Genomic DNA, 14,674 nt, shown 5'->3' on the forward strand with positions numbered 1-14,674 from the left:
TTACACCTACGCCGCGTTAATCCCATAACGCAGTTGCTCTGCACAGAGTGAAATATCGTTCGTTTTTTTGTGTTTAAAGAGTGGAAAAACTAGGCTAAGACCTTCTTCGTGCACTTTAGTTGTAAGATTTCAAACGCAGTTTTAACCGTTCTGGAGCAGCAAGGCGAAGACCTCAGCCCGCTGTATGAGCAGATCCATCTTCCGATGGAATTGCTCAAAGACTCGTCTTATTGGATGACTGCGCCTGAAATGGAAAACTTCCTGGAAACCGTACTGCGCCTTCCGCTGAAGCGAGAAGAAAACATTCTGCAGCGTGCGGGACATGAAGGGCCGGAGTTGCGTGCGTGGGGAGTGCTGGACAGCGTTCTGCGCATGATGCCGCACCCTCAGGAAATCTTCAACCAACCAGAGCAGTTCCTTTCTTACTTTATCTCTCCAAAACCACCGATTGAAAATCTTCGCCGTGATGAAGCCAGCATCTCGTTTGATCTGCCTTTGCCGGCAGAGCAATACCCGCTGGTGACGACTTACCTGAAGGCGGCGTTCGAGTCCCTGCCGGTTTACGTTGGTCAGCCGGCGGCGGTCTGTAACTGGGAAGGCATCACCATTCAGCTGAACTGGTCGACTCAGCAAAGTTCGATCTTCAGCGAATCGGTCGGCCATCAGGTCAGCCCGGCTTTGTTCCAAAGTCTGATCGATGATCTTCAGCGCACCCAGCGTGAACGTGAAGATCTGCAAAAATATGTCGGTGACCTTGAAGAAAGAATCCGTACAATTGAAAAACAGAATCTGAAGTCCGCCACCGGCGTTCAGGCGGAAGTGCCAGAGAATGCAGCGTCTTCGCTGCTGCCTCATGAAGGCTCTTTGTCCCACCTGAATTTCGACAGCGAAACTCCGGGCTATGTTTTGAGTCAGAATCTGGCGCGCCTGCACGACTACATGGTGCGCGCCCAGCAGCTGATCACCATGCTTGCAGCCCAGGGGAAAATGACCCCGGCGGTGAAAGAAGCCATGAGACGCGTTGACTGGGAGTTCGTAAAAACCCAGTACCCGCGCACGGTCTTTGAAAGCATGGATCTGGTTAAGAAAACGATGAATAAAAACGCCGACAAAGAAGGAAATCAACATGTCTGAAATCATCAGTGTCATCTCTCGTGAAATCCTGGACAGCCGTGGAAACCCGACTGTAGAGGTTGAAGTTACAACAGCTGACGGCAATATGGGCCGCGCAGCAGTTCCATCTGGTGCCTCCACAGGTGCTCACGAAGCTTGCGAGCTTCGCGATGGCGACAAAAACCGTTTCCTGGGTAAAGGCGTTTACAAAGCTGTCGACAATGTTCGTGAAAAAATCGCTCCGGAAATCGTGGGCCTTCAGGCAACTGAACAGGTTTACATCGATAAAATCCTGCGCGACATCGACGGCACTGAAAATAAATCCAACTTGGGCGCAAATGCGATCCTGGGTGTTTCTTTGGCAGTTGCCAAAGCGGCAGCTAAAGACTGCCGTTTGCCGCTTTACCGTTACGTTGGTGGCTCTCAGGCTTCTCGCTTGCCGGTTCCATTGATGAACGTTCTGAACGGTGGCGCGCACGCGAACAACGGTTTGGATATTCAGGAATTCATGATCGTTCCAACTGTGAACAACTCATACGCTGAGTCCCTGCGTGCAGGTACTGAGATCTTCCACACTCTGAAAAAGATCCTGGCGAAAAAAGGTCTTTCCACAGCAGTAGGTGACGAAGGTGGCTTCGCGCCGAAATTGGGTTCCAATCAGGAAGCTCTTGATTTGCTGATGAATGCGATTGTGGATGCTGGTTATGATCCAGGTCAGAACGTGTTCCTGGCGTTGGACGTGGCTGCAACTGAAATGTTCAAAGAAGGCAAATACGAATGGCAGGGTGGTCACATCAGCCCGACCGAACTTCTTGGCATCTACAAATCCTGGGCAGAGAAATATCCTCTTGTTTCCATTGAAGACGGCTTCGCGGAAGACGACTGGGATTCCTGGGTTCAGTCCACAGCTCAAATGGGCTCCACTATGCAGTTGATTGGTGATGATTTGTTTGTGACCAATCCAAAACGTCTGCGCATGGGTCTTGAGAAAAAAGCGGGTAACGCTTTGTTGGTGAAAGTAAACCAAATCGGTACTTTGACTGAAACTTACGAAGCCGTGAACCTGGCTCAACGTAACAAATTCCGCACAATCATGTCCCACCGCTCTGGTGAGACGGAAGATGTGACGATTGCAGATCTGGCTGTAGGCCTGAACTGCCATCAGATCAAAACAGGCAGCTTGTGCCGTGGTGAAAGAACCGCGAAGTACAACCAGCTTCTGAGAATCGAAGAAGACTTGGGCGGTATGGGCCTATACTGGGACAAAGCCGCCTTCCGATAGGCGGCCGCTGAAAAGGGTCCGACTGACTTCGTTGTGCTGCGGGCATCCTGCCCTTGCCCTTCGGGCTGACGCGCAAGAATAGCTTCCTGCTATTCTTGTCGGGCTCTCTCCTTCTCTCCGACGTGCTTGGAGCACGCCTCCGTTTCGGAGAGAACCCTCCGCCTTGCATTCGAGCCCTTTTGAGCGACCTTGGTTTTGGGGTGGCTTTGGGGGACTGGCTCAAAAGCTCGCCTTTGGCGGGCTTTTTTGCGTTTTGGGAGAGAGTGTTCGTAAGTTTTTTATTGAGGATACTTAGATGGAAATAAATAGATTAGCCGATCGAAGTTTTCGTCAGTTGACGTCGTCGAAGACGGGTGAGGAGTTTTCCTTGTCGGCGGTGATCTCAGGTGCTTTGGGGGCTCAGGGGCTTTTTATTTCTCATGAGATATTGGAGCCTGGGAAGTCTTCATCGGCGCCTCACTTTCATAACGGCACGGATGAAGTGGTTTTCGTTACCAAAGGCAGTGTCGTTGCCAAGGAAGGTTCCGAAGAGCTGATCTTGCTGGTCGGTGACAGTGCTTGCTTTAAGGCTCAAAGTGGGTTGCCACATTTTATTTCTAATCAATCCAGTGAGGTGGCCGAGTTTGTTCTGATTCGTTCTCGTCTTGACCAATCCGATGTCGTTTATGGCTAAAAGGCCCGTTGCGCAAGTTGTGCAACGAGCCCTTTCGTTAGTCTAATCCCAATTTGGCGGCGATGCGGCCGCCATAATCCGGATCGCATCTCTTGAAGTGTTCTATGTTTTTGGTTTGCAGGTCCTCTGAAATGGTTTTCATCGTGCCTGCGATGTTGGATGTTAAACGGTCTTTTTCTTCTTCGCTGAGCATTCGATACAAATTTCCGGCCTGCGTGAAGTCGTCATTGTCTTTGTGGGAGTCATGACGATCCAGAGTGCCTGACAAATTCAAGGCAGGGTCTTTGAAGCTTTCGTTCTGTACCGGACCGCCAAAACCATTGGGTTCATAGTTGTCCTGTCTTCCTCCGTTGCCGTCGAATCTCATGCTGCCATCGCGGTGATAACTGTTTACTTCCGAGTGCGGGCGATTCACTGGCAGGTACTGATAGTTTACCCCCAGGCGATAGCGTTGGGCATCCGGATAGGCGAACAGTCGTCCTTGCAGCATCTTATCCGGTGAAAAACCCACGCCCGGTGGGACGTTGCTTGGTGAAAAGGCGGCTTGTTCGACTTCAGCAAAATAGTTTTCCGGATTTCTGTTCAGCTCAAGAATCCCGACATCCAACAGTGGGAATTCGCTGTGTGGCCACACCTTGGTAAGATCAAACGGATCAAACCGGAATTGTTCGGCCTGACGTTCAGTCATAATTTGAACCTTCAAAGCCCAGCGTGGGAATTCCTTTCTTTCAATCGCCTCGAATAGATCGCGACCGGCATAATCCGGATCAGTTCCCGCCAGTTCGACGGCTTTGGCGACAGGAAGATTTTTGATCCCTTGCATGGATTTGAAGTGGAACTTCACCCACACGCGTTCGTTTTTATCATTGATAAAGCTGAACGTGTGGCTACCGTAGCCATTCATAAAGCGATAGCCATCTGGGATTCCGCGATCACTGAATAAGATCGTGATCTGGTGCAAAGCTTCAGGAGCTTTGGACCAGTAATCCCACATACGCACCGGGTTTTTATATCCTGTTTGCGGATCGCGTTTCTGCGAGTGGATGAAGTCCGGGAACTTCAAGGGATCTCGTTCAAAGAAGACCGGCGTGTTGTTGCCCACGATGTCCCAGTTGCCTTCTTCGGTATAGAACTTTAAGGCAAAGCCGCGCGGGTCGCGCTCGGTATCTGCGGAACCTTTTTCTCCTGCGACAGTTGAAAAGCGCAGGAAGGCTTCGGTCTTTTTGCCGATCTTTGAAAAGATCGCCGCTTTGGTGAAGCGCGTGATGTCATGAGTGACGGTGAAGGTGCCATAGGCGCCAGAGCCCTTGGCATGAACCACGCGCTCTGGAATGCGCTCGCGGTTGAAGTGCGCGAGCTTTTCAATCAGGTGATAGTCCTGCAAAGCCACCGGGCCGCGCGGGCCGGAAGTAAGGCTGTGCTGGTTTTCAGAAATGGGAATGCCTGCGGATGTTGTGAGTGTCTTTTTCATAAATTAACCTCGTGCGGGGATGAAGAAATGGGATAAAGCCTGCAGACGGCGCCAGAGGCGTGATCCTGGGGCGGGTGGTTCAGATTGAAGCTCATTGAACAGTCGCACCAGATCGTCGCGGCCAAAGGCTTCGGCAAAGCTCAAAGCAGTCTGCCCCTTGGGGTTGCGGGCATTCAGGTCGGCGCCGGCTCGGAGCAGCTGGCGGGCGATTTTGTCATGGCCCTTAAAAGCCACGCCCATAAGGATGGTATTGCCACTGTTGTCGCGCGAATTGACGTCGGCGCGACAGGAGATCAGCAGACTTACCAGGGAAAGGTGGCCATTATAGGCGGCCAGCATCAGCAGGGAGTGGCCCTTGTGGTTTTTCAAGTCGGGATTTCCCAGATTCTTCAGATAAGTCATTACCTGGCTGTAGTCATTTTGGCGAACGGCCTCAAAAACCGGGTCTTCGGTTTGTGCCGTCTTAAGATAGTCTGCCCACGTTCTCATAACACCTCTCTTGCTTTCACTAAGATCGGCGAAATGAAGGTATAAATCGAATCGATAATAAATATGAGAACTATCGATATTAACTATAAAGGCAAGGCTGGACCTAGGCTTCGGTCCTGTAGCCTTCGTCTGGGTATATAGCTAGAATGGATTCATGTCTTACACTCAGTTTGCGGTAGGTTTACGTCGATTTCTGAACAGTCCCACAAAAGTGGCGCTGGTTTGTTTGCTGATCTTTTCAGTTTCCATCGTTGTGAATGGAAATGCCTTCCGCCTGTGGGGTCTGCACCGTGATTTTGATAGAATCACATTTGAAATCCAGCAGACGCGTCAGAACATTGCGGCTCTGACCGGCCAACTTAAGCAGGCTAAGGACCCTTCCTTTATTGAGCGCCAGGCTCGCGATAAATTGGATCTGGCGGGCGAGCACGACCTGGTTTTTGTATTCCCTGAGCAATAGCCAATAACCCATCGCATTATCTAGTGTCTTCCGGGTATAATACAAATAGTATTCCTGCTCTATTCGGGGATACTTTTTGAAGTGATCCCAGGGGTTTATATGCTAGATAATAATATTCAGCAGCTTGATTGGAATAAAGAATCTCTCCGTGACCTCCGCCTGCGTTTGGGCTGGAGCCGATCCGATCTTGCCCGTCGTTTGCATTGTTCAATTGGTGACATCGAAGCTTGGGAAGAAGGACGCCGCTCTGTCGAGTCCTCCATCCGTGGCGATCTGGAGATCATTCTTCGTCAGGCGGAAGCTTGCAGCGATGAGGTCAAATACACTCCGGCTGCGGAAAACGAGCTGGATAAAAATGCCCTGGAACAAATCGATTTCACTCGCGTGAAAGCCGAATTGAAATAGGCATCAATCATCGACAATCAGGCCTGTGCGGTGTAGACCTTTGGTTTACATCCGGAGGCCTTCATGAAGAAAATCTACCTTATTGACGTCAGTGCCATGTTCTTTCGCGCCTTCTACGCGATTCGTGCCCTTTCGTCTCCAAGCGGAGTTCCGGTTAACGCCGTTTACGGCTTCCTTTCCATGATGATCAAACTTCTGAAAGAGGAAAAACCCGAGTATCTGGTTTTCTGCTATGACCGCAAAGAACCCTCTTTCCGAAAAACCATGTACGATGGCTACAAAGCTCACCGTACCGAGATGCCGGACGAACTGGCCCAACAAATCCCTTATATCAAAAGACTGGCAGACCTGCTGGGAGTTCCCGCATTTGAAGTCGAATCCTTCGAGGCCGATGACATCATCGGGACATTGACTAAATGGAGCCGTCGCAATGGCATGGAAGTGTTCATTGTCAGCGGCGATAAAGACTTCGGCCAGCTGATCGAAGACGGCGTCACGCTGTACGACACGATGAAGGGTGTTCGCTACAACGCTGAAGGTGTCTTTGAAAAGTGGGGTGTGCGCCCGGATCAGTTTATCGACTATCTGGCGATTGTGGGGGATGCTTCGGACAACGTTCCGGGCGTAAAGGGTGTCGGGGAAAAAGGCGCCATCAAGCTTTTGGAGCAGTTCAAACACGTCGAAGACATCTATGAAAATATCGACAAAGTTGAAAGCAAAAGCGTTCGTGAAAAGCTGATTGCCTCCAAAGACAATGCACTACTGTCCAAAAAGCTGGTGACTATTTCCTGCGACGTACCGATGCCGGATGACCTTGAGGCCTACAAACTCAAGCCGTTCAAGGCGGACGAACTGCGTGCCTTCCTGCATGAGCTGAATTTTAAATCCTTCGAAAAAAGTCTGTTTGGAACAGTGGACACGACTCCGGCAGCGGCGGCACCAGCGGCTCCGGCCGGTCCGTTGATCAAGACGGCAGCCCCCTCCGCGCCATTGAGTATTGCCGATGATGTCGCGCCGACCATCGTGATTGCCAAAGAAGAGCGTCAGTTCACTGAAAAAAGCATGACAACCCGCGAGCTGGCCGACTTCCTGGCGGAACACCAAAGCCTTTGGGGCTTTAGCGACATGCGTGGAGTCTTCATCGGAACTGAGTCCCAGATCATCCAGGTCCCTGATCATGAATATCTGGGGAAGTTGACCGACACTTTCCAAGTTCAATGGCATGGCTATGACCTGAAGTCCTTCTGGCACAAGATCGGAGCGAAAACTCCGGTGGCGGCCTGGGATTCCCAGTTGGCGGCTTATGTGTTGAAGGCCGGTGACACCTCCGATTTTGCCAAGATCTACACTCGCTTTATGGCCGATGTGTTGCCGGATTTGGCATCACCATCGCAGCTGTACAATGCTCAATTGAATTTTGCCACAACCCTGAAATCCCAGTTGCAGACCGTGCAGGGTGAAAAGGTTTATCAGGAACTGGATCTTCCATTGGCCCGTGTGCTTTTGTCCATGGAGCGTCTGGGGGTTCGCATCGACAAGGATCTTTTGGCCAAACAAAGTGAAGAGCTGGCGAAAGACATCGCAGAAATCGAAAAACAAATCCACGAAGCGGCAGGGGAGTCCTTTAACGTCGGAAGCCCGAAGCAGCTGGGCGTGATCCTGTTTGAAAAACTGGGCCTGCCTGCCGGGAAAAAAACAAAAACCGGCTATTCCACAGACGAAGAAGTGTTGTTGGGTCTGGAGCATCCGATTGCAAAACTGGTTTTGCAATGGCGTGAGATGTCCAAGCTGAAGTCCACTTACGTCGATGCCTTGCCAACCATGATTGATCCTAAAGACGAGCGCGTGCACACGAGCTTTAATCAGGCCCTGACCACCACGGGCCGTCTTTCCAGCACGCAGCCGAATTTGCAGAATATTCCAATTCGTACCGCGCGCGGCCAGCAGGTGCGCAAGGCGTTCATCGCGGCTCCGCGCATGAAGCTTCTGTCGGTGGATTATTCCCAGATTGAACTGCGCATCCTGGCGCATATTTCCGAAGACCCGAACTTGTGCAAAGCCTTTGCTGAAGACCTCGACATTCACGCGGCCACCGCAGCGGAAGTGTTTGGGGTGCCTTTGAAAGATGTGACTGCTGAACACCGTCGTTCTGCGAAGGCCGTGAACTTTGGAATTGCTTACGGTCAGGGGGCCTTCGGTCTGGCGGAAAACCTGGGTATTTCACGCACCGAAGCCAAGGATATTATCGAGCGCTATTTCAACCGCTTTAAAAACGTCCGCGAGTATATCGATGGCACCATCAAGATGGCTCACGAAAAAGGCTATGTTGAAACGCTGTTTGGACGCCGCCGTTATATCGACGAGCTTCAGTCCAAGAACATGGCTTTAAAAAAGTTCGGCGAGCGCGCCGCGATCAACGCCCCGATTCAGGGGACTGCCAGTGATCTGGTGAAAAAGGCGATGATCGAAGTGTTTGAAAAAGTGCCGGTGCGCATGCTGTTGCAGGTGCACGATGAATTGATCTTCGAGGATTTCGAGGAGAATCTGCAGAAACATTCCCCTCAGTTGGTTTCAATCATGGAAAACGTGATGAAGCTGAAAGTGCCGTTGAAGGTCAATTATGCGATCGGGAACAACTGGGACGAAGCTCACTAGGGCTTCGTCTTATTCAGTTTCCCAGCCAACCACGCGTCCGCCTTCAAAATACACATAACGTGTTTCTTTGCGGTAGCCTTCCGGGGCGGACACAAACTTCTGATATTTCCAGCGTTCATTTTTGTACAGAGGATTGCCCGAGACTTCGACACTCATCGGGTCCCCCCAGGATCTTTTGACATAATCCTGTGGCATTCCCACGGCGATATCCTGGGATTCGATCAAACCCTTCATTTCCTCCTGCGGAGCTTGAGATCGGTTCCACACGCTGTTGCGGTTCACCCAGGCCTGACGGCCTTCGATGGATGGGATGGACAGAACTTCGATTTTTTCTGCATCATTTTTAAGCCAAGGCAGGATCTTGGAGTACTGTTCGCGCTCTTTGCGCGAGGACAGGCTGCGTTCCAACTGGCGCAGTTGCTGACGGTCGCGAACGGCCTGCAGGTCACGACCACTCAAGGAAGCTGGGTCCAAACCCAACTCATACGCTGTCTGGCGAGTTTGGCGGTCATAGACAGCACGGTTGGAGTTGTCGCTATAGCGGACATCTTCCGGTGCCGGGGCATAGCCGCTGTCCGCGGAACGGTGAAGATGGGAACAACCACTCAAGGCCCCCAGGGCCACAATGACGGATACAAGGACTTTCATCAAAGATCTCTCCTGCAGTCTTAATGCTAGCCGATGGACTTCTGTTTATAAATTGTTCTTGCGACGTATTTGATTCCTTCCTTACAATCGTCTTGGGGGAATCGCATTGGCTGAACAGGAAAACACGACCAAGGTAGAGGAAGAGATCAAGGACGGCGCTCCGGAAGGGGAAGCTGAGGATTTGATGTCCCTTGAGTCCTTGGACTCTGCACTGGCGGAAGCAGACCCCGAGTTTGCTCAGTCGCTGAATGAAATCGGCCCCGATATGGCCGGTGATGCCTTGATTTACGAAGAAGGCATCGAGCTTGAATACACCCTCGCAGAAGAAGAAAAGCTGTGGCAGTCCGCGACCGGATTCCGGAAGAAGCTTTTGAAGATTCTGCCCTTCCTTCCGCGCATTTCCTATAAAGTAAAAATGAAGCGCACCGTGATGCGCTTAAGTTGGAGAAAGTTCAAAGAGCAGCTTCGTCATCGCATTGTGAATGGCGGACCGCTTCTGCTGGCGTGGGCGAAAAGAACTGCCCAGGGCTTTAGATCCGGCCTTGGCGAATTCATGGCGACCTTTAAGTCGTTTTCGCTGGTTAAAAAACTTGCATTGGTGGGCTTGCTGGTGGTGACGGCGGGGGCTGGTGTGGTGCTTTATCGTCTGGCCACGAAAGGTCTGATTCCTCAGCACGAGGATCTGTTCATTCATTCGATGGCGGACTGGTCCTCGCAGAAATATCAATACGATCCCAAAACCGAAGTGGAATCCTTCTATGACTCCACCCGTGCCGCGCAAAACGTGTTTCTGATGCAAAGAATGGTGGTGAATTTGCGCCGTTCCGCAGAGTCCGGCACCAATCCCATGGGGGCTTTTGAGTTCTATGTGGAAGGCGCGGCCTCTGATGTCGTTGTCGAAATCAAAGACCGCGAAGCGGAAGTGGAAGACCTGTTCCTGAGAACGATCGAGGAGATGACTTTCGATCAGGCCGCCTCAGGGGAGGGCAAACAAGAGCTTTGCGAACGTCTGCGCAAAGAAGTGAACAAGATCCTGACCAAGGGTTACGTGCGCCGGATCTTTATCAAAACCGCGATCGTTAAACCTTAAAGCTCGTGATATCGATGTCATAGTATTTCAAACGGTCATGCAGCGTGCTTTTGGGCATGCCCAGATCCTGAGCCGTTCTTCGCTGGTTTCCTTTATTCGCCTGCAGGCGTTTGATGATCATCTGTTTTTCAATCTCTTTAATCACCGGCATGTCGTTGCTGACGCGTTCTTCGGATTTTTCCAGAAGAGTTTTGTCCAGTAGCTTTTCAACGTGGTTTTCGGTGATGTGAATGCGCGGGTAAAGAGCCGCTGCGCGACTGACCAGATTTTTCAATTCACGAATATTCCCCGGCCATGGATGCTTTTTCAGTCGGGCAATGGCGCCGAATGAGAAGCGCACACGCATTTTGCGGGCAAAGGTGTAAAGCAGCTCTTCAAAGTCCTCCATGCGCAAAGCCAAAGCCGGTGGCGCCACCGACACCACATTCAGGCGGAAATAAAGATCCGACCGGAACAGACCTTCGCGGATTTTTTCAGACAGATTCTGGTGGGTGGCGGCGATGATGCGAACATCGGTGCGGACATTGCGATCCGCACCCACTGGGCGGATTTCGTTGTTTTCCAGGGCGCGCAGCAGTTTGGCCTGCAGGCTGTAGGAAAGATCCCCGATTTCATCCAGAAACAATGTGCCGCCGCGGGCGGCTTCAAAAGCCCCTTTGCGGTCGTTGATAGCGCCGGTGAAGCTGCCTTTCACGTGACCGAAAAGCTCACTTTCAATCAGGGTTTCGCTCAAGGCACTGCAGTTCACGCTGACGAACGGGCCCTTGTCGCGAAGGCTGTTTTCATGCAGAGCCTGGGCAATGACATCCTTGCCTGTTCCGGAAGGGCCCAGAATCAGGACCGGGAACTCGGTTTTGGCGACGTTGGAAAGAGCCTGCAGTTCTTCATTCCAGACATCGTTGCGACTTTTGATTGGGAAGGGGGTGGTGGTCTCTTCCTGGGTTAAGAACAGGAATTCCTGTTCCCCCAACCTGATGATGTCGCCTTCTTGCAGGAACGCTTCCATCACGCGGGCATCATTCACATAGGTGCCTTGCGGGGTGCGCAGATCGCGGATCAAATATGATTGATCTTTCTTTTCGATGCGAGCGTGGCGTTCCGCCACTTGTTCACCTTGGACCTGAATCTGGCACTGAGAGTCTTTGCCCAGGGTGACGAACTCCTGCAAAGACATGGTTTTGGGGTTTTCGTCCATTGTTTTCAAAAATGCTTGTGACATGGGGTCTCCTGCTTAAAAAGTGCCCACCTTTGTGGTGGGGAATGCGATGACCCACCACTTCAAGACTTTGACCGGGCTGGATTCGAATATAAGTGGGGCTCGGGCTTTTCGACTCGCCAAATTATCCTGCGACGGACTAGGTTCTCGGAATTGAGAAATGGGGGGAGCTCTGATAGTCTTGGCTATGCCAAAGACGATTCAGTTCATTAAAAGCGCCGTTCTGGAAAAAGACTTCCCTGTACACAAGAAAGCTGAAGTAGCCATCGCTGGCCGCTCCAATGCCGGAAAGTCGTCTTTCATCAATGCCCTGACCAAAAACAAGATTGCGAAAGTCAGCTCCACGCCGGGTAAAACCCGTCTGCTCAATTTCTTTGAGCTGGATCAGTCCTATGTGATGGTGGATATGCCGGGTTACGGCTTTGCGGCACGTTCCGGTGATGAAATGCGTGAATGGCACCGCATGATTGAAACTTATCTGATGAACCGTGAACAACTTCGTGGACTGCTTCTGGTGATGGACATCCGTCGCTCGTGGACTGAAGACGAAGAGCTTTTGAAAGAGTTCTCTGAACGTCGTGGTTTCCCGCTGGCTGTGGTGCTGACCAAAGCCGACAAAATGTCACGCAGTCAGATGCTGCAGGCGGTGGCGAAAGTGAAGAAGGCCTCGGGCCTGAGTGCCGTGTTTGGTGTGTCTGCCCTGAAAAAAGAGGGCCAGGACGCGGTTGAAGACTACATCTATGAAAATTGGATAAAAGAATGAAAATTGTCGGTGTGATCCCCGCTCGTTTTGGCTCTACACGCTTCCCCGGAAAACCCCTGGTGAACTTGAAAGGCCGCCCCCTGATTCAGTGGACGGTTGAAGGAGCCAAGAAGTCGAAACTTCTGAGCGAGGTGATTGTCGCCACCGATCACGAAGGCATCAAAGCCGCCGCCGAAGCTGTCGGTGTTAAAGTCGTCATGACGGACAGCGATCTTCCCACCGGAAGCGACCGAATCAATGCTGCCATTAAAGATGTTGCCTGTGATGTCGTTGTCAATATCCAGGGGGATGAACCGCTGGTGACCGGCGAGTTGATTGACCGCCTGGCGCAGGTGTTTGTCGATGATCCGAAAATGGACATGGCCACGCTGGCTCATCCGATCAGTGCTGAAGAGCTGCAATCCATGAACTCGGTGAAAGTTGTTGTGAACTGCCGTGACGAGGCTCTTTATTTCAGCCGCTATCCAATGCCTTATTCCCGTATGTCGGCACAAGAGGCCGGCAGCATGGATGGTTGTCTGAAACACATCGGCATGTATGCCTATTCCAGAAATTTTTTAAAACAGTTCTGCGAAGCTCCTCCGGCCCTCATTGAAAAAGCCGAGAGTCTGGAGCAGCTGCGCGCTCTGTATTTAGGTGCAAAAATCAAAGTAATCAGAGTCAAGGAAGCCAGTGTCGGGGTGGATACTCCCGAAGATCTGGCGCGACTCGAAAAACTCTTAAGCTCACAGGGGATGTAATGGCAAAGAGAAAGACCACCACAAAGAAGGTGTCGACAGCGAAGTCGACCAAGAAAACGTTGAAGCAAAAATTTATTTTTGTCACCGGGGGCGTTGTTTCCTCGATTGGCAAAGGACTGACAGCAGCCAGCCTTGGTGCTTTGCTGGAAGGCCGCGGTCACAAAGTGACCATCATGAAATTTGATCCTTATTTGAACGTGGATCCTGGCACAATGTCGCCATTGCAGCACGGTGAAGTTTATGTGACTGAAGATGGGGCGGAAACCGATCTGGATCTGGGGCACTATGAGCGTTTCACATCCGCTTTGATGAACCGCTCAAACTCTGTTTCCACCGGTCAGATCTATGACACGGTTTTGAACCGCGAGCGTCGCGGGGACTACCTGGGTGGCACTGTGCAGGTCATTCCGCACATCACGGAAGAAATCAAAGCTCGTATCTATGAAGCCGCTCAGGGCAGTGAAATCATTCTGGTTGAAATCGGCGGGACAGTCGGGGATATCGAAAGTCAGCCGTTCCTGGAAGCCATTCGTCAGATGCGTATCGATGTGGGTCAGGAAAACTCTGTGCTGGTGCATGTGACTTATGTGCCGTACATCGCGGCGGCGGGTGAATTGAAATCCAAGCCGACTCAGCACTCAGTGAAAGAGCTGCGTGAAATCGGTTTGCAACCCGACTTCCTGGTCTGCCGCAGTGAAAAAGTCATTGATGACAATCTGAAGGCCAAAATCGGTCTGTTCTGTTCCGTGAAACCGGAAAATGTTATCGCCGCTCAGGACAGTCGTTTTATCTATGAAGTCCCTCTGGCTTTGCACAGAGAAAAGCTGGATGAACTGATCGTGGCACGTCTGGGCCTTTCTGCTGGCAAGTTGAACATGAAAGGCTGGCAGAATCTGGTGAAGATTCTGGGGAACCCAAGTCATACTGTGAAAATCGGCGTGGTTGGCAAGTATGTCGATTTGAAGGAATCCTACAAATCCCTGCATGAAGCCTTGGTTCACGGTGGCGTTGCCAACAATGCCCGCGTGGAAATCATTTACGTGGATTCCGAAAAGGTCACCGACAAGACTGTGCACTCTTTATTGGGCAAGGTCGACGGCATTCTGGTGCCGGGGGGCTTCGGCACCCGTGGTGTGGAAGGCAAGATCACTGCCATCAAGTATGCCCGTGAAAAGCGGGTTCCATTCTTCGGTATCTGTTTTGGTATGCAATTGTCGGCGATTGAGTTTGCGCGCAACGTGTGTGGTATCAAAGATGCCACCAGCCGTGAATTCCATGCTGAAAACAAACGCACTGGCAACTTCGTGATTGATTCCATGGCCGAGCAGCGCGGAGTGATCAACAAGGGTGGCACCATGCGCCTGGGCGCTTTCCCATGCGCTATTGCCTCCGGCTCGCGCGCCTATCAGGTGTACAAGGCGTCGTCCATTATGGAACGTCACCGTCACCGTTTTGAGTTCAACAACAAGTATAAAGACTTGTTTGAAAAGAACGGCATGATGGCTTCCGGTATCTGCAAAGAACGTGACCTGGTCGAGATTGTGGAACTTCCTGATCACCCATGGTTTGTCGGCGTGCAGTTCCATCCGGAATTCAAATCAAAGCCCTTGGCTCCGCACCCTCTCTTCGTGCATTTTGTTAAAGCAAGCCTGAAGAAGAAGTAAGAAAG

At 51.5% G+C, this 14,674-nt stretch carries 14 protein-coding genes; 10 read left to right on the forward strand and 4 right to left on the reverse strand.

From position 1 onward, the window contains the following. The first annotated feature begins 108 nt into the window (after nt 1–108). The 3 genes from BD_RS03625 (at nt 109) to BD_RS03635 (ending at nt 3,068) form a co-directional block, all read left to right on the forward strand. Complete coding sequence (locus BD_RS03625) at nt 109–1,134, forward strand: hypothetical protein (RefSeq protein ID WP_011163346.1); 1,026 nt, start codon at nt 109–111, stop codon at nt 1,132–1,134. Then, nucleotides 1,127–2,395: a phosphopyruvate hydratase gene (gene eno, locus BD_RS03630; protein ID WP_011163347.1), complete on the forward strand. Its 1,269-nt coding sequence runs from the start codon at nt 1,127–1,129 to the stop codon at nt 2,393–2,395. The genes BD_RS03625 and eno overlap by 8 nt, the downstream gene beginning before the upstream one ends. Nucleotides 2,396–2,771: 376 nt before the next feature. Continuing rightward, entirely contained in the window at nt 2,772–3,068 is a 297-nt protein-coding gene (locus BD_RS03635; protein ID WP_231839338.1) for a cupin domain-containing protein, read from the forward strand. A gap of 37 nt (nt 3,069–3,105) precedes the next feature. Here BD_RS03635 and BD_RS03640 read toward each other — a convergent pair whose 3' ends face one another. Both BD_RS03640 and BD_RS03645 read right to left on the reverse strand, forming a co-directional pair. Then, a complete protein-coding gene (locus tag BD_RS03640; protein WP_011163349.1) occupies nt 3,106–4,539 on the reverse strand; it encodes a catalase in 1,434 nt (477 codons plus the stop codon). A gap of 3 nt (nt 4,540–4,542) precedes the next feature. Then, the gene (locus tag BD_RS03645) at nt 4,543–5,028 is read right to left on the reverse strand and encodes an ankyrin repeat domain-containing protein (RefSeq protein ID WP_011163350.1); all 486 of its coding nucleotides are present in this window, start codon (nt 5,026–5,028) and stop codon (nt 4,543–4,545) included. 154 nt (nt 5,029–5,182) lie between these two features. Here BD_RS03645 and BD_RS03650 point away from each other — a divergent pair, with 154 nt between their 5' ends. The 3 genes from BD_RS03650 to polA all read left to right on the forward strand — a co-directional run bounded on the left by BD_RS03650 (nt 5,183) and on the right by polA (nt 8,548). Next, nucleotides 5,183–5,488: a septum formation initiator family protein gene (locus tag BD_RS03650; protein ID WP_011163351.1), complete on the forward strand. Its 306-nt coding sequence runs from the start codon at nt 5,183–5,185 to the stop codon at nt 5,486–5,488. A gap of 99 nt (nt 5,489–5,587) precedes the next feature. After that, the gene (locus tag BD_RS03655) at nt 5,588–5,893 is read left to right on the forward strand and encodes a helix-turn-helix domain-containing protein (protein ID WP_011163352.1); all 306 of its coding nucleotides are present in this window, start codon (nt 5,588–5,590) and stop codon (nt 5,891–5,893) included. A 63-nt stretch (nt 5,894–5,956) separates the two neighbouring features. Further along, a complete protein-coding gene (gene polA, locus BD_RS03660) occupies nt 5,957–8,548 on the forward strand; it encodes a DNA polymerase I (protein WP_011163353.1) in 2,592 nt (863 codons plus the stop codon). 9 nt (nt 8,549–8,557) lie between these two features. Here the strand turns inward: polA and BD_RS03665 are convergent, their stop codons facing one another. After that, the gene (locus BD_RS03665) at nt 8,558–9,196 is read right to left on the reverse strand and encodes a hypothetical protein (protein ID WP_038451535.1); all 639 of its coding nucleotides are present in this window, start codon (nt 9,194–9,196) and stop codon (nt 8,558–8,560) included. 106 nt (nt 9,197–9,302) lie between these two features. Between BD_RS03665 and BD_RS03670 the strand changes: the two genes are divergently transcribed. Continuing rightward, the gene (locus tag BD_RS03670; protein ID WP_041583462.1) at nt 9,303–10,286 is read left to right on the forward strand and encodes a flagellar basal body-associated FliL family protein; all 984 of its coding nucleotides are present in this window, start codon (nt 9,303–9,305) and stop codon (nt 10,284–10,286) included. On the opposite strand, the gene BD_RS03675 is transcribed toward BD_RS03670, so the two are convergent. Then, the gene (locus BD_RS03675; protein ID WP_011163356.1) at nt 10,276–11,505 is read right to left on the reverse strand and encodes a sigma 54-interacting transcriptional regulator; all 1,230 of its coding nucleotides are present in this window, start codon (nt 11,503–11,505) and stop codon (nt 10,276–10,278) included. The genes BD_RS03670 and BD_RS03675 overlap by 11 nt on opposite strands. Nucleotides 11,506–11,689: 184 nt before the next feature. Here BD_RS03675 and yihA point away from each other — a divergent pair, with 184 nt between their 5' ends. The 3 genes from yihA to BD_RS03690 are packed head-to-tail and all read left to right on the forward strand — an operon-like array spanning nt 11,690 to nt 14,669. Beyond that, entirely contained in the window at nt 11,690–12,265 is a 576-nt protein-coding gene (gene yihA, locus BD_RS03680) for a ribosome biogenesis GTP-binding protein YihA/YsxC (RefSeq protein ID WP_038451540.1), read from the forward strand. Then, complete coding sequence (kdsB, locus tag BD_RS03685; protein WP_011163358.1) at nt 12,262–13,005, forward strand: 3-deoxy-manno-octulosonate cytidylyltransferase; 744 nt, start codon at nt 12,262–12,264, stop codon at nt 13,003–13,005. Before yihA ends, kdsB begins: the two co-directional genes overlap by 4 nt. Further along, nucleotides 13,005–14,669 (forward strand): CTP synthase, encoded by a 1,665-nt coding sequence (locus BD_RS03690; protein WP_264358378.1) that lies wholly within the window; start codon nt 13,005–13,007, stop codon nt 14,667–14,669. Before kdsB ends, BD_RS03690 begins: the two co-directional genes overlap by 1 nt. Nucleotides 14,670–14,674: the final 5 nt, after the last annotated feature.

It is taken from the genome of Bdellovibrio bacteriovorus HD100 (assembly GCF_000196175.1).
In the GTDB taxonomy this organism is placed as follows: Bacteria; Bdellovibrionota; Bdellovibrionia; order Bdellovibrionales; family Bdellovibrionaceae; genus Bdellovibrio; species Bdellovibrio bacteriovorus.